18 protein-coding genes and 1 pseudogene are annotated in these 19,858 nt (G+C 48.2%); 16 read left to right on the top strand and 3 right to left on the bottom strand.

What is annotated here, in order from left to right; genetic code table 11:
* Positions 1–135 precede the first annotated feature (135 nt).
* Positions 136–1,119 carry a transcriptional regulator EbgR gene (gene ebgR, locus WFN87_RS05280; protein ID WP_336708381.1) on the bottom strand — a complete coding sequence of 328 codons (984 nt, stop codon included), beginning with the start codon at positions 1,117–1,119 and terminating at the stop codon, positions 136–138.
* 493 nt (positions 1,120–1,612) lie between these two features.
* Between ebgR and WFN87_RS05275 the strand changes: the two genes are divergently transcribed.
* On the top strand, positions 1,613–2,314 hold the full coding sequence (locus WFN87_RS05275) for an EAL domain-containing protein (RefSeq protein WP_336982206.1): 702 nt from the start codon (positions 1,613–1,615) through the stop codon (positions 2,312–2,314).
* Positions 2,315–2,525: 211 nt separating this feature from the next.
* On the opposite strand, the gene WFN87_RS05270 is transcribed toward WFN87_RS05275, so the two are convergent.
* Together WFN87_RS05270 and WFN87_RS05265 are read right to left on the bottom strand one after the other, a co-directional pair.
* A complete protein-coding gene (locus WFN87_RS05270; protein WP_157141386.1) occupies positions 2,526–2,987 on the bottom strand; it encodes a hypothetical protein in 462 nt (153 codons plus the stop codon).
* A 3-nt stretch (positions 2,988–2,990) separates the two neighbouring features.
* Positions 2,991–3,797 carry a winged helix-turn-helix domain-containing protein gene (locus tag WFN87_RS05265; RefSeq protein WP_336982203.1) on the bottom strand — a complete coding sequence of 269 codons (807 nt, stop codon included), beginning with the start codon at positions 3,795–3,797 and terminating at the stop codon, positions 2,991–2,993.
* Between the two features lie 549 nt (positions 3,798–4,346).
* On the opposite strand from WFN87_RS05265, the gene tssB reads away from it, so the two are divergent.
* The 15 genes and pseudogenes from tssB (at position 4,347) to WFN87_RS05190 (ending at position 19,842) form a co-directional block, all read left to right on the top strand.
* Positions 4,347–4,835 (top strand): type VI secretion system contractile sheath small subunit, encoded by a 489-nt coding sequence (gene tssB / locus WFN87_RS05260; protein WP_166994513.1) that lies wholly within the window; start codon positions 4,347–4,349, stop codon positions 4,833–4,835.
* Between the two features lie 11 nt (positions 4,836–4,846).
* Positions 4,847–6,310: a type VI secretion system contractile sheath large subunit gene (gene tssC / locus WFN87_RS05255; RefSeq protein ID WP_442892752.1), complete on the top strand. Its 1,464-nt coding sequence runs from the start codon at positions 4,847–4,849 to the stop codon at positions 6,308–6,310.
* 41 nt (positions 6,311–6,351) lie between these two features.
* Entirely contained in the window at positions 6,352–6,834 is a 483-nt protein-coding gene (locus WFN87_RS05250; protein ID WP_336818541.1) for a hypothetical protein, read from the top strand.
* Positions 6,835–6,880: 46 nt separating this feature from the next.
* Positions 6,881–7,303: a GPW/gp25 family protein gene (locus WFN87_RS05245; protein ID WP_336708373.1), complete on the top strand. Its 423-nt coding sequence runs from the start codon at positions 6,881–6,883 to the stop codon at positions 7,301–7,303.
* Positions 7,296–9,095 (top strand): type VI secretion system baseplate subunit TssF, encoded by a 1,800-nt coding sequence (gene tssF, locus WFN87_RS05240; protein ID WP_336982200.1) that lies wholly within the window; start codon positions 7,296–7,298, stop codon positions 9,093–9,095. The genes WFN87_RS05245 and tssF overlap by 8 nt, the downstream gene beginning before the upstream one ends.
* Positions 9,086–10,048: a type VI secretion system baseplate subunit TssG gene (gene tssG / locus WFN87_RS05235; RefSeq protein ID WP_336982198.1), complete on the top strand. Its 963-nt coding sequence runs from the start codon at positions 9,086–9,088 to the stop codon at positions 10,046–10,048. Before tssF ends, tssG begins: the two co-directional genes overlap by 10 nt.
* Positions 10,042–10,944 (top strand): type VI secretion system Vgr family protein, encoded by a 903-nt coding sequence (locus WFN87_RS05230; RefSeq protein ID WP_336982196.1) that lies wholly within the window; start codon positions 10,042–10,044, stop codon positions 10,942–10,944. Before tssG ends, WFN87_RS05230 begins: the two co-directional genes overlap by 7 nt.
* Before the next feature lie 12 nt (positions 10,945–10,956).
* Positions 10,957–12,021: pseudogene (locus tag WFN87_RS05225) on the top strand (type VI secretion system Vgr family protein); the annotation flags it as partial.
* A gap of 9 nt (positions 12,022–12,030) precedes the next feature.
* On the top strand, positions 12,031–12,480 hold the full coding sequence (locus tag WFN87_RS24130; RefSeq protein WP_442892751.1) for a DUF6931 family protein: 450 nt from the start codon (positions 12,031–12,033) through the stop codon (positions 12,478–12,480).
* Positions 12,480–12,779 (top strand): PAAR domain-containing protein, encoded by a 300-nt coding sequence (locus WFN87_RS05215; RefSeq protein ID WP_336982193.1) that lies wholly within the window; start codon positions 12,480–12,482, stop codon positions 12,777–12,779. The genes WFN87_RS24130 and WFN87_RS05215 overlap by 1 nt, the downstream gene beginning before the upstream one ends.
* Positions 12,780–12,791: 12 nt before the next feature.
* Complete coding sequence (gene tssA / locus WFN87_RS05210; protein WP_336982190.1) at positions 12,792–13,850, top strand: type VI secretion system protein TssA; 1,059 nt, start codon at positions 12,792–12,794, stop codon at positions 13,848–13,850.
* A complete protein-coding gene (gene tssJ, locus WFN87_RS05205; RefSeq protein ID WP_336818536.1) occupies positions 13,850–14,461 on the top strand; it encodes a type VI secretion system lipoprotein TssJ in 612 nt (203 codons plus the stop codon). Before tssA ends, tssJ begins: the two co-directional genes overlap by 1 nt.
* Position 14,462: 1 nt before the next feature.
* Complete coding sequence (gene tssK, locus WFN87_RS05200) at positions 14,463–15,815, top strand: type VI secretion system baseplate subunit TssK (protein ID WP_336982187.1); 1,353 nt, start codon at positions 14,463–14,465, stop codon at positions 15,813–15,815.
* Complete coding sequence (locus WFN87_RS05195; RefSeq protein WP_166994490.1) at positions 15,815–16,426, top strand: DotU/TssL family secretion system protein; 612 nt, start codon at positions 15,815–15,817, stop codon at positions 16,424–16,426. The genes tssK and WFN87_RS05195 overlap by 1 nt, the downstream gene beginning before the upstream one ends.
* A gap of 5 nt (positions 16,427–16,431) precedes the next feature.
* Complete coding sequence (locus WFN87_RS05190; RefSeq protein WP_336982185.1) at positions 16,432–19,842, top strand: type VI secretion system protein; 3,411 nt, start codon at positions 16,432–16,434, stop codon at positions 19,840–19,842.
* The last annotated feature ends 16 nt before the right edge of the window (positions 19,843–19,858 follow it).

Below are 19,858 nucleotides of genomic sequence, written 5' to 3'. Positions count from 1 at the left end.
GTAAAATTTTTACTAAATAAAACGAGCGAAGGCGATTTGCTTTAACTCGATCACAAAATGAGCGTTCAGGACAGGGGGATATCGACAGGCCAGGGAGACCACCGGAAAACGATTGTTCTCCGGCGTGAAAGTAAGCTAGTGCGTGGTACCGCGTAGTTTAAGCACGCTGGGAACAAAGACATTGAGCGGCAGGGCCCGGCCATCGCGGGCCTTTTCAACCAGCAGATTAACGCCCTGGCTGCCCATCATTTCGGAATGGATGCGCACCGTGGAAAGCGGCGGGAAGGTAAAACGTGCGGTGGGGATATCGTTCACGCTGATCAGCGAAATATCGTCCGGGATCTTTAGTCCGCGCTCGTGAATGGCACGTAATACGCCAATCGCAATGGAATCAGATGCCACAAAAAGCGCAGAGGGGTAATCTTCCTGGGCGAGCATCGTTTTTGCCAGTTCGTAACCTGATGAGCTCGAGAAACCACCGCGCCAGATGTCGTTCTCGGACACCACTCCCTTCAGGCGGCCATATTCAGCAAATGCTATCTCACGAATATCGGCTTTTCCCGGCCTATCCTGACCGCCAATAAAACCGATGCGCGACATGCCCTGGGCAATAAAGAAATCGATCACCTCTTTAGCAATGCGCACCAGGTCAATGTCTACGGCATCGTACTGGCTACCCGGTTCATGGAAGTCAATAAAGCAGAGATTATCTGTCATCGCGCGCAAGGTTTCGCGCGTCGCGTCGGAAGGCTGGCCCACCACCAGGACGCCAGTCACCTTTTTCATTTCAGGCAAAGAATGCCCGAGATAACAATTCGTTAGTTCGATCCCGAGTTTCTCACATTGCGTCTCAATACCGTGGCGAATAGCCAGATAGTAGGGATCGTTAATTTCCAGATCTTGCTGATAGCTGTAGAGAGCCAAAAAATGATGCTGTCCAACGGGATTAGCCAGCATTCTGCGCGAACTGCTGTTTTTGTATTCCAGCTTTTCCGCGATTTCAAGGATCCGCCGCTTGGTCTCTTCTTTCACATTCAGGCTGGGGTCGTCATTCAACACCCGTGAAACCGTCGCCAGCGAAACGCCCGCCTCAACCGCAATGTCTTTCAATGTCGCCATCTTTTTCCCTATCGGACGCAGCTCTTTGTTTGCCACATAGTGTAAAGCAAGCCAAGGGACATGCATCTGTTTTTAGTAAAAATAACCGTTTTTTCAGCCCTAACGGCTAGTAAACTCGATGAAAAAATACCGACGGTAAGCCTTTATGCATAGCAAACGGCGAAGTTCTCTTTTTCACGGACTACTGCGCATAAATCGCCCCATTAAGACTCTTTTTTCCGATGATAAAAAAATAAGAATTATTTTTAACACCCTCACGTTGTTCCACCAGGTGCTTAAGACTAAACAGGGAAAATTAAGTTTGTATTTATTTACTGGTAACAATTTTATCGTTAAAGTTTAGCCCTGCTTAGGGTCATTAAAAAGGAGCCAATCATTAAAAAAACATCAAAAAGACTGAAGACAATAAATAACAACTTCACCTGAAATTATCTGAAGGGAAATTATGCGGTATTACTTTCTATTAGATTCAATACACTTATAAAGGCTTACAGTGTTTAAATATATTATAGAACCGTATTCACAGCCAGTGACAAACTGTAACACAGGCCGCATTATTGGCTTTGAAATATTACTTAGGGTGATGAAGGAAACGCCCATTAAAAAATACCTATCACCAGACTCACTGGTACACACCTTCAAGTCAAACGTAGAATACAACCACTTGACGATATGCTTAATGAGCCATGTCAATGAGCGAATAGAGGAGATCACTGACAAGCTACCGCCTGATGGCTTCATCAGCTTCAATATTATTCCCAATCAACTATTATCCACCTCTTTCATGAAGTATTTGCTCTCGTTCAGGAAAAAGATAAGAGAAGACATAAAACTCGTTCTGGCGCTGGTGGAAGGCAATGGAGCAATACTGACAGATAGCATGATTGATGCAATAAAATCACTGTCAGAAAACAATATAGATATTGCAATTAATTTTTGCAACAACTCCATATCCATAAAATACATTGAAGCAATGGGGTTTTATATGCTCAAACTCGACAGGGAATTGTCTCTAACGCATGGTAACAGTCTGATTTATGAAAGTACGATAAAATCGTTAGTTTATTTATCCTCTCTGGTCAATACCATACTTGTTGCTGAGGGTGTTGAAACAAAAACCCAAAGAGATTTACTTCATAAATGCGGAGTAAATTATATGCAAGGATACTATTTTGGCGCACCGGTATCAATTTAGAAGACACTACCATCCAGGTCAATTAAATAAATAGATCAATGCAAAAAAATGGCATTCACTGAATAACAATGACATTCTAATTTAACATTAAGCAACACCATTTCATCACTATTAAATAAAAATTAAATATATAGGAAAAGACCACCCCACGCTTGAGGTGGCATAACGTATTTTTTTAAGAAAGCCTGAACTATAAATGAATGGGGCTATATTATCGCTTGCAGAAAAATACCGGAATCCCTCCTCTTAAAAAAAGGTAATCGTCTCCCTGAGGAAGAATATCATAAATCACACTCGACCCTTTATTATAATAAAACTCCGGCAAAATCCTTTCAATCTTTTCTTTTTCATCACTTAGTTCAACTGTATTTTTTGTTGCAGTCAGTACAAATGATTCTTTAACCCTCTTAACATCAAACATTGTAGAAATAACAATATTACTGACTTTAGTTGAATCACTTTCGAGTACTCCACTTAGAACAGCCGTTCCTTCACTGCCGGAAAATGTCATTCGCGCATTAGCATGAAGCACAACGTCATTGTAAGATACAGAATATACCCCATTACAGCTAAAGTGATTGGCATGATAACGCCGTAGCCCGCCCACCGATATGACAACAATAAGTAAAAAAACAAGAAATGATATCATCATTAAATATCGTCTATTATTCACACATCAACTCCCCACAAAAAAATAAGCTGACTTGCAACTATTTTTTTTATTGCTTCCCAGCGGCTGCGCACATGAAATAACAGAAATATCAGAAAATAGATTACTGTAGGAAACATAATTCCATGGCGTTCTTTCACATTTGCTGATTAACTTATCGGTAACAAACTTGATATCTCTTTGTGTCGTTACTGAGGTATATATATTGCATCCATCATTATTAAGGTACGCATGATAGCTAAGAAAGTACGAAGACTGACGTGATGTACTGGAAACAAATAACGCCGAGGCAATGGTAGTCAAGACAGCCAATGAAATGATGGCCATAGGATGGAGCATTTTATTTTTTACAACGTCGTTTGCAGCAACATTAACACCAGGAGCTGGCTCTTTTTTTACCTCTATCGGATTTTCATGGCGCTCATGGCTTTCATCATACTCAACTTTCTCCGAAGGAATTTTTTCAACTTTTATCTCGGTATCTATCGAAAAACCTATTCTGGGGATTGTTTTTATTAAATTGAGACCTGGACTTAACTTTGATAGCGCGCGGCGAATGAGCGAAATATTTTGATATAGATTGTTGGGTGTGATCATGCTCTCATTTTCACCCCAGACATATGAGTATATAGTTGCCTGGTCAACGATTCCGTTGCGTGATATTAGCAAAAGAAAGCATTTTGTTGTGGGGGTATTAAGAGTTTCAACATTGGCTTCGTCATCCACACGATACAAAACTCGCTTATCAGGATTGAAGATTATCTCATCATTTATCATATAGTTATATGAACCACTTGAGCTACACTGCTCCATTTCCACTTATCCTTAGTCTCCAATAGGCATGTATTCAACTCCGTGTACTATTCAATTATGAGAAACCACAATAGGCAACAGTACCGGAGAAAGGACCATACCCAAATAATGATCTTAACACAAAGACAAAAAGCTAAACAAGTTAAGGCCCATCTTAATTAAGAGCGGAAATTTAATTTCCTACCCATTCATTTTTACTGTTTTGATTAATAATGATTAATTAATAACATTTTCATTGCTAAGAAATACACCTTCCTGTCTAATTTCCCAACTAACGGATAATGGCGATTACACTTGCCGGTCACAGACATGATAAATAAGGATCATAGCAATATCATTTCATGATTCTGATTATGATTCTGATTCTGATTCTGAGGATTTAGCTATAAAAATCTCAGTAGAGTTGTTAAATATTTGTTTGTCATCGGTGTTTTCTTTCATAACACCGCATTTAAGAAATGGCTTCCAACGGCCTTGACGCTAACTGCATGGCTTTTTTTTTGCTAAATAATGTTTTAACACTCAATCTTTTATTTAATGGATAAACTTATGAGCAATACACAACATAAACTGGATAAAGCTCGCCCACCGCGAGTACAAATTACCTATGATGTTGAAATAGGTGATGCACAAACGGCAAAGGAACTCCCTTTGGTTGTGGGTGTGATGGGTGATTTCACCCAAAGTTCCGATACATTGAAAGATCGTAAATTCATTAATGTTGATAAAGACAACTTTAATGAGGTTATGCGTTCAATGAAACCTGAAGCTGAGTTTTTGGTGGATAACACGCTTACAGGTACGGATGGAAAACTGGCCGTTTCGCTGACCTTCAATAGCATTGATGATTTTTCTCCAGACAATGTTGTACGCCAGGTAGAACCGCTTAAAAAGCTCATGGATTTACGTGAGCAGCTTAGCGATCTTAAAAATCGGGCTGCAAGTAATGAACGTCTAAAAGAACAACTCCTGGAAATGGCTACAGAGCAAAATACCTTAGCAGGTAAAACTGAGATAGGTGGGGACGATCAAGAATGAGCACCGAACAAATGCAGGAAGCAGTGGTAGAATCCTCGTTTAACGATGATTATCTTAATCAGGTTATCGATAATACCCAGGCTATTCGTCGTGAGTCCGACCGCGACCGTATGAAGTCTCAGCTGAATAATTTCCTGTCCGAAGTCCTTTCCGGCGAAGTTGTTATCTCCAGCGATCTGATTGGCAGTATTGAACAGCGAATTGCCGCTATTGACGCCCTGCTGTCTGAACAAGTGAGCCAAATTATTCATGCTCCAGAGTTTCAGAAAAAAGAATCTTCCTGGCGCGGTTTGCATAAACTCATCCAATCCAGCGTAACTGAAAATACGCAGGTTCGCTTGCTGCAATGTACCAAGCAGGATCTGATTAAAGATTTTAAATCCGCCAGTGATTTTGACCAGTCGATGCTCTTTAAGTGTGTTTACGAAAGTGAGTATGGCACATTTGGTGGCACACCTTTTTCTGCCTTTGTCGGTGATTTCCAGTTCGACAATACCCCTCAGGACATCTCTTTACTGGAGCAAATTTCGCACGTTGCCGCTGCGGCACATGCACCGTTCCTTAGCGCCGTAGCCCCTGGCATGCTGTCAATGAATGATTTCTCGGAGATCCCACGCCCGCGCGATCTTGCAAAAATGTTCGACACCACCGACTACGCCCGCTGGCGTTCCTTCCGTCAAAATGACGACAGTCGCTATATTGGCCTTACGCTGCCTCGCGTCCTTGGCCGACTCCCTTACGGTACAAAAACAATTCCGGCGGAAACTTTCACTTTTGAAGAGTCCATCAAGGAAGACGCCGCAGGACAGGATTACCTCTGGATTAACTCCGCGTGGGAACTCGCGGGTCGTATTGTTGAATCATTTGAAGAATATGGCTGGTGTGCATCCATTCGTGGTGTAGAAGGTGGCGGACTGGTTAAGTCACTGCCGGCTTATACCTATGTTTCTGAAAGCGGAGAGCGCACTTTGCAGTGCCCAACGCAGGTAGCCATTTCCGATCGTCGCGAAAAAGAACTGTCCGATCTTGGTTTTATTCCCTTAGTACATTGTAAAGGCACCGACTATGCGGCCTTTTTTGCCGTACAGTCTATTAATAAACCACGTCTTTACAACTCCGATGAAGCAAATGCCAACGCTCGCTTATCAAGCCAGCTACCTTATTTGCTTGCGACATCCCGTTTTGCGCATTACCTCAAATCTATCGTCAGGGACAAAGTCGGTAGCTTTATGTCCCGCAGTGAATGTGAGGAATATTTGCAGAAGTGGATCATGCAATATGTCGTCGCCTCAGATAATGCAGGCCCTGAAACCAAAGCACGTTTTCCACTCCGTGAAGCCCAAATTAATGTTGTAGAAGTACCAGGATTACCGGGTACCTACAAAGCAATTGCATGGTTAAAACCTCATTTCCAACTTGAGGGATTAAGTATGTCTCTACGCCTGGTAGCTGAATTGCCATCTGCTGCGGGCTAATTATTTCATGTTGTTAATATCACCACTAGAGGAAGTTTTTTATGGCTAAATTGCAAGACTGCCAATTTATTGAAGTTAAGATTGATGGAAAAACCATTGCAGGCTCTTCAGAAGAGAAGAAATACAGCAAATGGATGGAGGGCTACGCCCCTGCTGGCCTGAATACTTTTTCTGGCCCTGATGGAACCTATTTTGATTCCGTTCAGATGTCTATTCTGGTAACGAAAGAAACCAGCAAAATATTTGAAAACTATCTAAAAAGAGGTCACAAAGACGTTACGATTACCATCGTACACCGTGGTTCTGATAAATTTGACGCAGACTATGAAATACAGCGCGCCGTATATTCCACCTGTACAATTCAAAGCCTTAGCTTTGAAATGCGTGACCAACTTTTCATTAACCTGACCTTCTCATTTGAAGGAATGGTTGAAGTTGTCTTTAACGTTGCCAATGCTACAGAATCGGGCCTCGATAAGATTGGACCGATTAAATATAGCATTCCAGAAAAAGTGCTGAAATAAAAATCTCCCGCCCATAGTCCCTATGGGTGGGAACAGGAACGCCATAATGATACCTTCGCTTCTTTCCAGACTCAGTGATAATCATCCTTTTGAACTTGAGGATGATTACTACTGTGAAGAAAGGCCAGAGGATACATTATTAAAAGAGTTGATGATGCTGCTGACTTCCCGCTCACGCACTCCGGACATTGAAACGGTCCAGTATGTTAACGCATCGATATTAAATTATGGCATAGACGAATCATTCAGCAGAGTACATGAAGTAAATACGCGTAAATCAACAATAGAAAAACGCTTAATGAATACTATTGACAGATTTGAACCCCGTCTGACAAGCATTTCGGTAGCAAGCCATACGGGCAATAACCAAAACATTATTTTCACGCTGCAAGGATATTACGATCAATCCCCTGTGCTCTTCGAGCTGGAATGGGACGACTGTAACGGAAGATTTTATCTCCATGAATAAATTACTTTCTTATTATCAGAAAGAACTTCGGTTTTTAAAGGAACACGGAAAGGTTTTTGCATACCGTTTTCCGAAAATCGCGCGTCGTCTCGGATTTGTTGAAGGTGAGTCAGAAGACCCTCATATCAGTCGCCTCATTGAGTCTTTTGCACTATTAACATCCCGCATCCATCAACGGCTGGATGATGACATCCCCGAAGTTGTTGATGCATTACTCAACACCCTTGCACCTCAATTTCTACGGACATTACCGTCAACGTGTATTGTAACGATCACGCCGGATACTTTGCGTTCCGGAATTACTGACAAAAATAGGTTTGATGCAGGTACGTCTCTTTTTACACGACAAAGCCCAGAGCTACCTTATCAATTTCAAACAATCTATCCGGTAACGTTGTTACCTTTGTCTGTTAACGAGGCAAAACTTAGTTTTGACAGCGATGCGTTAAGCTGGAAGCTACAATTACTTTTCCAGGTTTGGCCTGGAGCAAAACTGGCTAACGAGCGAGTGCGTATTTATCTGCATGGTCCCGTTAATGCCGTAAATACGCTTTACACTTTACTCTGCTCTGAGGTTGAAAGGTTATTTCTCCGCCAAAATGATATCAGCATATCTTTAGAGCCCCATGTATTGTCCTCAGTGGGATTTGATGCTGGTGAAGCCCTGCTCACGCCAGACCCCCGCATCGCCCCCATTCATATCTTATTAATGGATTATTTCTGGTTTCCACAGAAGTTCTCTTTTATCGACATTCAGCTTCCTGATGGCTTCAGCGTACAGGGCAATGGGGTATTTGAATTACAGGCAGTAATAAAACGGAATGCATTAACTGAACGTCTGGAAAAACTGGCCGAATTAGTCGACAAAAACTTTTTCCGCCTCAACTGTACGCCAGCCATTAATCTATTTCCGCAGCGAGCAGAACCGATCACGCTGACCAATAGCCAGCCAGACTATCCCATTGTGCCCGATGCTCGTCATCAAAATCAGATTCATGTGTGGGCAGTGCATCAAGTTTCCCTGCAGCGGAAAGTGAATAACAGTATTGAACATCTGCCCGTGCAGCCTCTCTTAGAGAGCCACGTTGCCTCCGCCAACGAGCAGGACGCTGGACTTAGCTGGCAGGTATTACGCCGTGAACTCCCCACCGGAAACAGTCTGGAATTAAAACACTTTATCGCATTTTGCGAACACAAAACGCGTCAACCTTCTGAAAGCCCAGAAATTATTACCATCAACACAACCTGTACTAACTACGCGCTGCCACATCAACTGCAGTATGGTCATCATGAGGGCGATTTTGACTCCTCAGCCCCCATTGCAGGATTGAAGATTACCTGCCTCACGCACCCTACCAGCCCGATAAGCCCACTGGAAAAAAGCGCTCTGCGCTGGCGTTTCCTTTCACAGCTTTCACTCAATCATCAGTTGCTGGATGGCGCGCATGGGGCTCAACGCCTGAAAGATATGCTGGCACTTTACAATATTGCAGGAGACACCGAAAAAGCCCGCCTAGTCAATATGATAAAGCACTTATCCTGTGAACCCGTGACGGCCAGGCTGATTAGCAACGATCCTCACTCGCTTGCACGGGGAATATCAATATCCCTCACGTTTTGCCACGATGCGTTGGGAGAACCCGATTATTACCTACTTTGCTGCTTACTCGATCGCCTGTTGGCGCTTTACGCACCGGTCAACAGCTTCACCCGCCTGACAACCGTCATTGAACAAGAAGCACAAACCACGCGCATCTGGCCCGTGAGAGCGGGGAGACTGTCATGGCTATGATCCCCGTTATCAGCAAATTCAACTGGTACCAGCAGATCCGCTTGCTGCTACGTAAGCTGAGAAAGGGCAATATTCCTGATGAAAAGCTGCTTGATGAAAAACTGCGAATAACATCCACACTTTCGATGGATGCACCCGATGGGCAAGTCGAAGCCCTGAGTCAGGCCTCTCATGATGCCCCCATCGCAGTTAGTACCTGGATCAACGGATTAACGGGTGCAATGGGTGCACTTCCAACGGCGTATACGGAATGGATGATTGAACGCCAGTACCGTTACAGCGATCTCAGCGCTAAAGCCTTTATCGACCTCTTCGGGCACCGCCTTTACTGCCTTGATTACCTGGCATGGCAAAAGCATCACCTTTGCGCCCAGGCAGAATCTCAAGAGGAAAAACCGCTGCAGCTTGCGCTGCTATCGCTAACAGGCCTGCTGGCTGAAGCTAACGCGCAGGCGCTAACAATGCATGCCCCTCTTTTTTCATCCCCCGTGAGATCAATGGTGAATCTTGAGCGCTGGCTTAGCCAAAGATTTGGCGTTGAGGCCAGCATCGTGCCCTTCACTGGCGGATGGCGCGAAGTGAAAAAAGAAGAGCGCTGCCAACTGAATAACCCAACCCAAACATTATCCACGGCGCCAATGATTGGAAGCGCGCGCCTCGAAGTCCATTCCCATTTCGACGTGATACTTGGCCCCATGTCACCAGAAGTATCACGCCAGTTTGCCTCTTCAGGCCAGGCCAGAGAGGCCGTCTGGTCTTGCATCCGGGACTATGTCGGTCCCGTGGTGGATTTCTCTGTCTCTCTGGTAATCAGTAGCGCCAACCTGGCGCCGCGTGGGCTTGGTATGAGTGCCTTAGGGTTAGATCTCTGCGTTGGACAAAATAACGAGTCGCACTTGCATCTGGTACGGCTCCCTGCCCCTGTCCTCTCATCAGGATGTACTTCATGTTAAATAGCAATCAACTTAAAACGGATCAGGAAAACCACTTCATTCGGTGGAATGGGGATATTGCCAACGACCTGCGCCTCGTTTCTCTGGCTGGAAAGGAGTCGTTGTTCGTTCCTTATGAATACGAACTCCATTCGTTGACGCATAAAAAGGAAGCGGAATTACTGCGCTGGCACGGGCAGGAAGTTTCCTGCCAGATAGGGGGCGGCGGTAATGAACTCCCCCAGCGCGTTTTGCATGGCGTTGTGACCCGGATTCGCTATGCCCAACGTACATCTGAAGAAGGCGAATGCATCCTGACGCTCGAGCCTGCATTTTCTCAGCTGAAACACGGCCGGGGAATGCGTGTCTGGCAAAATATCAGCGTACCGGATCTGGTTCATGACTTGCTCAATGAACACAAGATTAGCCAGCTAGACCTTCAGCTCAACGGCACGTATGACAAACGCGAATATTGCGTGCAATACCGCGAATCGGCCTTTGACTTTATTCAGCGGCTTTTGCAAGACGAAGGGATCTACTACTACTTCAAACACAGTGAAAGCGGGCACACCTTAGTCCTGACCGATCACGCAGCCGGCCATAAGCCGACGCCTGGAAAAGCGTTACTCTGGCACCATCATGGCGATGTAATTTCTGAGGGCACCATCACCAAACTTGAGTCCTCGGCAACGCTGCTTCCTGGAGGCGTGGCGCTGCATGGCGTCAATATGCAGCAGTCTGCTGCAATTGAAGATCTACAAAAAACCAGCGGCAAAGCGGCTAACAACGAGTCCGTCATGTTTGTCGACATCACCCCGCAGGGTGAACGCGCGCTGATTACTCAGGAAGCCAAAAACACCCTTGCGGCCTATGAAGCCAATAATCAGTTCTTTTCTGCAACAGTGCAGGCTCACTGATTAAATGCAGGGGAAACGTTTGATCTTAAAGAACATCCCGCCGGAGACCAGGCATACCTTATCCACGCGATAAGCATTGTGGTAAGCAATGATTTTGATGGCAGCAGCAGTAGCCAATGCCAGATTGAAGCCACCCACGCCGACAAGCCCTGGCATCCCCCTTTTCTCCACCAGCAGCCTCAAATCCCAGGCATTCTGACGGCCACCGTCGTCGGCCCCGACTCGGAAGAGATCCACACCGATGAGTATGGCCGTATCAAAATCCAGTTCCCCTGGGATAAAGAAAACAAAAACGACGATGCCAGCTCCTGCTGGGTGCGCGTGGCGCAAACCTGGGCCGGTGGGAAGTTTGGGGCGCAGTTTATTCCCAGAGTCGGTAGCGAAGTTCTGGTGAGCTTTATCCAGGGAAATCCCGATTATCCCCTGGTCACCGGTACGGTCTACAACGGTCAAAACAAACCACCTTTCGACCTGCCGGCGCAAAAAACACAGAGCGGATTCGTGACCCGCAGTACAACAAAAGGCAGCGTCGAAGACGGGCACCGCCTGAGCTTCGACGACAAAAAGGGCGAAGAGTTAATGACCATTGTCGCTCAGAAGGATCTCGAGCTGACCGTTAAAAATGATGTTACCAGCACCATCGCAGCCAACCGCAGCACCGAACTCACCAAAGGTAATGACCTGCTGCTGCTGAAAGAGGGAAATTTGAACCTCACCCTGGAAAAAGGGAACTGGCAACAGGAAATCAGCGGGAACATCACCACCAAAATTAAAAATGGCCACTACATCCTGGACGTCGCAGGCGGCAGTGGCAGCGTCAAAGTGGAGAAAGCGCTAAGCATTGAATCCACACAGTCTATCGAACTAAAAGTCGGCAACAACAAGATAGCCATTTCAACCAGTGGCATCACCATCAACGGTACAGCATTCAAGGTTGAAAGCAGCGCTGGCGCTGAATTGAAAGGCGCCATGGTGAAAGTTGAAGGCAGTGGAACCGTCGAACTTAAAGGCTCGATGGCCACCGTTTCTGGCAGCGGCATGACCACTATCTCTGGCGGCATTATCAACATTGGATAAAAACAAACTATGACACAGAACGAAATCAGTCCAGACAAGCTGCTGGAGGAAGGTCGGTGGGAGGAGGCTCTAACATGCTGGGCACATTCCCTGCCCGCCAATCGACTCGGTTCGCAGCTCGTCGCATTGCTTCGCGAAGCCGTTCCGCCGAGCTTACATCCACTCCTTAGCGAGATGAATCAGCAGTTTAGCCAGTACGATAACGCGCGCAGGTGGCGTATTTTTGAACAGGCTCAAAGCCAGGATCTTAACTCCCCCACAGGTGCCCTGGCACTTTCGCTGTTTTGGGCCAACGGTAGTATGAGCCCAGACGATCTGCCCCCGGTGTATCCCGAGCCGCAGCTTTCCTCCCGGATGCTTGAGTGCGCGCTCGTTATGCTGGCCGTCGAGCTGGGAGAAACTCCCGTTGAAGGCGCTCGTCACCTTATACAGCGATGCCTGACTAAGGAGGCTTCCTGATGGCTCAACCTGCAGCCCGCGTCTCTGACATGCATGTCTGCCCGATGGTCGCTCCGGGTCTCCCGCCTTTGCCTCATGTAGGCGGCCCCATTTTACCCCCCGGCGCTCCCACCGTGTTGATCAGTGGGTTACCCGCGGCGACGGTAGGTTCAATGGCAACCTGCGTAGGCCCGGTCGACTCCATTGTGATGGGCAGCACAAAGGTGCTGATCGGCAAAAAACCAGCAGCGCGTATGGGCGATAGCTGCGCCCACGGCGGCACCATCGTGGCCGGATGTCCCAAAGTATTAATTGGATAATTGAGGTTCTCTATGCAGTCAGATTTTTCAACTCTGCTGGCACCAATATCGCTCGACAACCCTATGGGAATACACCTCGAGTATGAACCCGTCTTCGACCAAATCCGCGAGGCGCGGGAAAGCGATGAGGACGATCTTCCCCAAGGTGATTGGGCCGTAAGCGAGCCTCGCCAGGCGAACTGGCATCTTGTTCAATCCTTGAGTGAACAAGCGCTGGCGGAACAAAGTAAAGACCTGCAGCTTGCGTGCTGGTTTGTCGAAGCAACATGCCACCTGAAAGGGCTGGAAGGCCTGCTGGGCAGTATTGATTTTCTGAGTGAGTTCATGACTCGCTTTTGGTATCAATGCTGGCCGTCGCTGGAAGAAGAAGGTCTCACCATCCGCCGTAGCAAGCTGATACGGTTGGATCGCGAGCTCAATCAAATTTTATTAACCCAGCCGATGCTGCGCCAGACCAACACCACCCTGGCAAAATGGCGGCAAATCCTCGCCTTTGAACACAAAATCAATAGCAACCCGGAGTCCCTTGATGCGCTGATAGAGCAAGAGGGGGATCTGACGATGGCGACCTTTGACAAACAGGCCGCGGCATTTTCCTCCATTGAAATCAGTCAGCAGGCCGCTCGGGTAGAACAAATCACCACCCTATTGAAATCGCTGGAAAGTCGCTATACCTCGCTGAGCCAGGATCAGGAGGGGGAATTATTTACCCTAACCCGCCAAACGCTGAGCGATCTTAGAGACTACCTTCAGCGCCTGACACAGCGTGCGATCCCACTTCCTGATGAAGCCCTCACGCTTACCCAAGTTCTTGAAGACTCTCCGCCGCAGTCAACAGAAGCGCCAGTGCGCCATTCACCACAGGCAATGAGCCGTGAGCTTGCCATCAGCCAAATGTTGGCGATCGCGGCCTATTTTCGCCAGTCAGAACCCTCCAGCCCGGTTCCTTTCCTGATGGAAAGAGCCGCACGCTGGGCAAACATGACGCTAACTGACTGGCTGCAGGAAATGATCGAAGACAGCGGCAGTATCAGGGAAATCAATAATGTACTGACAGGAAAAGTGGACTGATGCGCAGAGCAACCATGTTAATCGCGCTCCTCTCCGTCGTGTTACTAAGCGGCTGCGCTGCCGATGCCGACTCACAGGCATCTGAAAAACTGGCTATAGAGCAGGTTAAAGCACCTTTTTCATCCGGGGCCATCACGGTACAACTTCAGGCGGATCCGGATCTCAATTCTCTGAATGGGATTGCAAACAGCTGCACCGTTTTGATTATTCAGGCAAACAAGGCTGAGACGCTAACACAGCTATTTTCAACGCCCCTGACGCTGAAAAACCTGTTCCGTGCCGCCGGCAGCCATAACGACATTCTCAAGATAGATCGCTACGCCGCCATGCCGGGGCAAAACGCCACTCTGCATATAGACCGCAGCGAGAATACGCGCTTTTTTGCCGTCGTGGCGGGGTATTACCCCTTTCCACAGAGTCAGCATATGGCCCTCGTACCCGTGCCCGTCACCAGCACAAAATCAGGCTGGTTGCGGCCTGGCTGGCAAGCACATCTGACCCCCGTCACGCTGAATATTCGGCTTGGCAGCGACAGTATTAGCCAGTTCTCCGGGGCAGAAAAAGCCCCCTTCACGCTCAATAACACCGCGCCAACGGACACAGGAGAATAACGTGTATCCAGAACTTCAACAGATCTACTGGTACTCCGGCGTGTACCTTCAGCCACAGCATCTACAGTCGGTCGATTTACACCACAACTATATGTTGGCGCGGCATCGCCAACTGTCGCAACCCTGGAACACCGGCCTTATTCACTGTGATTTCAATCCTGAAACACTGGTGGACTTCACCCTCAAGATAGACCGATTGCAGGCTATATTGCCGTCCGGTGATTATCTCGAATATCCCGGAAATTGCTTTTTACAGCCTCGCATGTTCCGTGAAGCCTGGAAGCAAATTGAAAAGCCCTTCACGCTTTGGCTAGCTTTACGCCGGTTCGATCCAGGCCATGCCAATGTTGGGGACTCCCCCAACAGTCGATGGCTAAAACCTCGCCAGGAAGATGTCATGAAAGACGTTTACTTCAACGGCCCGGAATGTAGCGTATCCCGAATTTTATATAATGTTCAGATCCTTAGTGACGATGAAAAAGCCTCCGTCGTCGACTGTGAATTTTTACCTTTATTAAGGCTTCGCTATGAAAATGACAGGGTAGTCATCGATCCAAACTTTGCGCCTCCCGTAATCACGCTGAATGGGTCGCCGGCGCTAAGAACGCTCCTGGACGGTTTGTATGCTGAACTGGCTAATCGCGCGCACCAGCTAGCGGAGTACAAACGTTCGGATCAGCTCAAAAATGCCAGCTCGGGGGACATGACCCAACTGCTGGTCATGCGTTCATTAAACCGCGCTCTTCCTCTGTTACAGCATTGCTGCCGCGTATCCTCCATGCATCCATGGCACATTTATGGGCAGCTGTTGCAGCTTATCGGTGAGCTCTCCAGCTTTAGCGAGCAGTGTTCTTTCAACGGTGAGTGGGAAGGTGAAACCCCTTTACTGCCGTACGACCATTTCAACCTCTGCGCCTGCTTCACCAGCGCCAGAAAATTCATTCTTGCCCTTCTGAATAACCTGACGTTAGAAGACAACACCTGGGTGTCGTTAGTCGCAGACGAGCAGCGCGTTTTTTACGGCGATTTGCAGGCATTACCGTGGGAAAAAACCGGCAATGTTCTCTTAATGCTGAGTTCAGAAACCGCGTCCAACCCGGACAGTTCAAACTTTAAAGTTGCCGCAAAATCGGCCATTCACACCTTGATTCAGCATGCCCTACCGGGCATTCCAGTTTCCCGGCTAACGCCAACCCCACGAGGCGTACCCAACCGTAAAGATGCTTTCTACTTCATGATACAAAAGCAAGATGACCTATGGAAAAGCATTGAAAATCAAAAAAATATTGTTTTTTACTGGGATGACGCACCCGACGATCTTGTGGTTCAGGTGATTTTTATGGGGGCGGAATAATGCAGCTCCTTGACAGCTATCTTCCGGTATTCAAGCAGGTATTACATATCACGGGGGGAAACGAGCTGACCGACTATGAGCAAAGCCGTCAGCTCTGCATCAAGCTGTTCGAAAAAGCAGAACAGGACGCTGCGTTACAGGATACCTGCGGGGATGAAAAAGAAGCGGCACGTATCGCCGTTATCGCCTGGCTGGATGAAGCCATTCTCAGTTCTGACATTCCCTGGCGGCATCACTGGAGAAGTGAGCTGCTGCAGCGGAAGTATTTAAATATCACAACGGCAGGAGAACTTTTTTTTACTCAGCTTGAGAAGCTTAACCCCGCGTATAGCCAGGCACGCAAAGTGTTTCTCTTTTGCCTGCAGCAAGGTTTTCAGGGCCAGTACAGCACGTCTGAAGACAAACAGCCTCTTCATATCGTGATCGAAGAACAGCGAAAACTTTGCTTGCCCGAAAAATGGCAAAAATGGCCGAATGAGGCGGAAATCATGCCGGAACGAATGCCAAAATCCACCTCCATCTCCCAGCGGCTGCGCCCGCTTCTTTTGGCCGCGCTGGGCGTATTCCTGCTTTATTCGATTCTCTTTTTCGCCCTTTACGATATGTCCTGAATACTATGCTTAAAAAATTAGCGTGTTTTACCGGCTGGCTGCTGGTTCTTTGTTTCTCGGTTTTATTTAGCTTTACCCTCGGCTTATGGCAAAACTGGAGTACAACCTCAATACTGGTCTTTTGCCTGTCAATGCTGCTCATTACCGTCTTGTTATGGTGCGCTGGGCATGGCCTTGTTCTGATAATAAAGGGCAAAAAAGGGCGACGCCTCTTTGAAAAATATCGTCTTTCCCGCCGTGAATTTGTGCTGAAAGCGCACTGGAAAACCGGGGCCGGCATTATCAAAGGGGCACGCCGTCAGCGAGAGACAGTCCCGCTATATTTGATATTGGGCGATCGCTGCGGAAAGAGCACGCTGTTGGCCAGCGCTGGTTTGCCAACATTTTATAATAGCGCCGATGATACCGAAATAAGACCAACCAGAACGCTGCGCTGGTGGTTCTTCCGCCAACTTTGCGTCCTGGACGTCTCCAGTAATTTTCTCTCCGGTTCACCAGCTATCGCCCAGGCATGGAAAAGGCTGGTGCAATGGTGCACAAGCATGCCAGCCCCCGCAGGCGTGATTATTGCGATTCCGGTAACTTCGCTGCTAAACCAGGATCTTAGCGCATTGCATTCACTTATCCGCCAGCAAAGAGCGCTTCTCGAGCCGCTGGTTCGTCGTTTTGGTGAACAGCTGCCGCTGCATATTTTAATCACCCAATGCGATCGTTTTCCCGGCTTCAGCCTTTGGGCTCAGCAGCTCTCCTCTGAGCAACGCCTACAGCCGTTGGGCTACACATGGAGCCAACCCCCGCATATAGATGGGCAAGATGAGCAGATCCTGCAACCGCTGTTTTCAGCGTTAAGACAGGGTATGTCACACATCAGGCTCAGCATGGGGCGCTCTGACGGTCTCACGGCATCTGAATACGCCACGCTACTCGACTTCCCGGAAGCGTTCTCCCGGCTGGAGCCTTCACTTTGCTATACCGTGGCGTCTTTGTGCGAACCCAACGCGTATTTTCGACACACCACGCTCAGCAGCATATGGTTCTGTGCGACGGAACCTTTAGAGGAAAATCGCAGCCGCCGGACGGGGCTTTTTATTCATCATCTACTGGCCCACCATTTAAAAGATCTTGGCCTGCGTCGGGGCAATCAACACTGGTTCCAGCGCTCCCATGCCAGAAAAATATGCTCCGTTGCAATCGCATTTATCGCAGTTTGGATCACGGCCAGCGCGTGGCTAAGCTTTGACTATCTAAACGCCAAAGCCCCCCAACAGTCCCCCGATAGCCTGGCGGCTTTTTTAGCCAAAGATGAAGCGCGACATTCTCTTTCCCCTCGCTATCTGCCGTTTTTGCCTTTACTTGAGCAGCGGCGAGAGAAAGCAGAAACACGTTTAGTGCAGTCGCCATCCAGTAAACGTCAACCAGAGGCTGCTCTGGATGCCTATCAATGGCAGGTATTACGTGCGGCCCCTGAAGAGCAGCGAGATCTTATCCTCTCCCTGGCCAATGCGGTAATTACCTGGCAGCAAATGCGGGCTGGCGCCACGCTTGATGAACTGCAAAAAAACGCATCGGTAAAAGAAGCCTTGCTGCAGCGTGATTACCCACAAACGCTCTCTCCGCTGACTGTTATGGCGATAGAACGCCACTTCATGCGCAGCCCGGACGGCGAAAAGTGGCTGCATACGGCCCAACGGCTGCTGGAGAGTTTAGTGAATCACGATCCTGCTCTGCAGTGGCTCGTTGCACCTGGCGCTATGCCATCCCCACTTCAGGCAGCGGCCTGGTGGCCGTCGCTCTCCGATTCGATAGCGCTCTCAAGTCTCTGGACACTCGAGGGCGAAAAAACCTATTTCGGGTGGATAAATACCCTGGAAAAAGCGGTCGCTCATCCCCTGCCTATTCTTACGCAGGAAAAAATGCGATGGCCGGCACGGCGACAGGATGCCTGGCAGCGATATCTGATTGAGGTGAGCGCCCATTTGTCTCCTACAACGCCCTCAAAGGTGTCGCATCCGCATCTCATCGCAATGGGGCAAAATAAAAGTGCGGCGATGCAATTTATGCACCGCACACTGAACGAACTTCATGGCATAACGGCTGCCCAGGCGCAGCCATGGCTGCAAACGCTTCGCCAGCTTCACCAACTGTCAGCCGATGCAAACACCAGTGCCATGGTACGCCGTACCAGGCAAATAGACAGGCAGGTTCGCCAGTCTTTTATCGCCTGGCTACAAGGCAGAAAAGATAACAACATCCCCGGCAGTTCCGCGCCCGCCGATCGGGCATGGCTTCACTGGCAGGACGTTCGAAACAAAGCCGTCAAAGAGGCCGTATCACAGGGGATCCCTGACGCACACCTGACCCGAGCCCTTTTTGCAAAAAATGATAACGGTGACGGTAATCCGCTAACCGATTTATTACCGGCTCTCACCGCGCTTCAGGAACACCTGACACCTCAGAATACCGACGCAGGAATCAACGCCGTATGGCTGTTTTATCAAAATGATGCCCGCCGCTTAGCGGCGAATGCCATCCATCAGAGCGCCTGCTGGCTTAATGAACAATGGAAACGATCTGTCATCTGGCCCCTGGGGAAAAATAACGAAACCCGTGACTACGAACAGCAGCAGGCGCTAAGCCAACAGCTGGTAGGCGATTTTTTGCGTGGCCCCGCCAGCCCTTTCCTCGCAAAAGCTAAAAACGGCCTGGGGGCAGTCAGTTTTACCGGCATACAGGCTCCTCTGACAGAGGAGTTTATTCATCTCGTCAGGCACAATTTTTCGGCAGAAAAGCTTCTGGAAGTTCAGGACCGGCAATCAACGCGAGACGGAGACCAAATGGCGGCGTTGGTGGCAAAAGTGGCCACCCTGGAAGGCGAACAAACCACGCTGTCGAAAAAAATCTGGAAGCTCAATGTCGCCAGTATGCCAGCCTCCGTGCCAGGTGGCGCACAGCTAGTGCCTACCGGTACGCAGCTAACGCTGAGCTGCCAGAAGGGTGAACAGAAATTTCTCAGCATGAACTTTGCCGACAAACATGACTTTAGCTGGCAGCCCGGCCAGTGTACCGACGTCACTGTCAGCGTCATTTTCCCTGGGTTCACCGTCCACCATCGCCTTTATGGCGAAAACGCCTGGCCGGCCTTCATTCGCCGCTTTAATTCCGGCGAAGCATTATTCCAAAGCGATGAATTTGGCGACGATGAAGACTTGCTCAAACAGACCGGAATCAAACATCTGCTGGTGCGTTTTGCCCTCTCCGACACGAACCAACTGGAAACGGCCTGGCAAAGCTGGGATGCCCTGGCGCAAAACATTGACAGTCTTAACACGCAAATTGCCGACCTTGCCTTTCGTTCAGAAACACAACTTAGCAACCCTATTTCAGCGCTGCCCGGCGATATCGCTCAGTGCAATTAATACCTGATGGGAGAAA

Source organism: Cedecea sp. AS113, assembly GCF_037152415.1.
Classification (GTDB): domain Bacteria; phylum Pseudomonadota; class Gammaproteobacteria; order Enterobacterales; family Enterobacteriaceae; genus Cedecea.
This window is presented reverse-complemented; position numbering and strand designations above follow the sequence as displayed.

Coding starts and splice junctions, on each gene's coding strand:
- ebgR (WP_336708381.1), bottom strand. CDS start 1,119: ATGGCGACATTGAAAGACATTGCGGTTGAGGCGGGCGTTTCGCTGGCG.
- WFN87_RS05265 (WP_336982203.1), bottom strand. CDS start 3,797: ATGGAGCAGTGTAGCTCAAGTGGTTCATATAACTATATGATAAATGAT.
- tssB (WP_166994513.1), top strand. CDS start 4,347: ATGAGCAATACACAACATAAACTGGATAAAGCTCGCCCACCGCGAGTA.
- tssC (WP_442892752.1), top strand. CDS start 4,847: ATGCAGGAAGCAGTGGTAGAATCCTCGTTTAACGATGATTATCTTAAT.
- WFN87_RS05250 (WP_336818541.1), top strand. CDS start 6,352: ATGGCTAAATTGCAAGACTGCCAATTTATTGAAGTTAAGATTGATGGA.
- WFN87_RS05245 (WP_336708373.1), top strand. CDS start 6,881: ATGATACCTTCGCTTCTTTCCAGACTCAGTGATAATCATCCTTTTGAA.
- tssF (WP_336982200.1), top strand. CDS start 7,296: ATGAATAAATTACTTTCTTATTATCAGAAAGAACTTCGGTTTTTAAAG.
- tssG (WP_336982198.1), top strand. CDS start 9,086: ATGGCTATGATCCCCGTTATCAGCAAATTCAACTGGTACCAGCAGATC.
- WFN87_RS05230 (WP_336982196.1), top strand. CDS start 10,042: ATGTTAAATAGCAATCAACTTAAAACGGATCAGGAAAACCACTTCATT.
- WFN87_RS24130 (WP_442892751.1), top strand. CDS start 12,031: ATGACACAGAACGAAATCAGTCCAGACAAGCTGCTGGAGGAAGGTCGG.
- WFN87_RS05215 (WP_336982193.1), top strand. CDS start 12,480: ATGGCTCAACCTGCAGCCCGCGTCTCTGACATGCATGTCTGCCCGATG.
- tssA (WP_336982190.1), top strand. CDS start 12,792: ATGCAGTCAGATTTTTCAACTCTGCTGGCACCAATATCGCTCGACAAC.
- tssJ (WP_336818536.1), top strand. CDS start 13,850: ATGCGCAGAGCAACCATGTTAATCGCGCTCCTCTCCGTCGTGTTACTA.
- WFN87_RS05195 (WP_166994490.1), top strand. CDS start 15,815: ATGCAGCTCCTTGACAGCTATCTTCCGGTATTCAAGCAGGTATTACAT.
- WFN87_RS05190 (WP_336982185.1), top strand. CDS start 16,432: ATGCTTAAAAAATTAGCGTGTTTTACCGGCTGGCTGCTGGTTCTTTGT.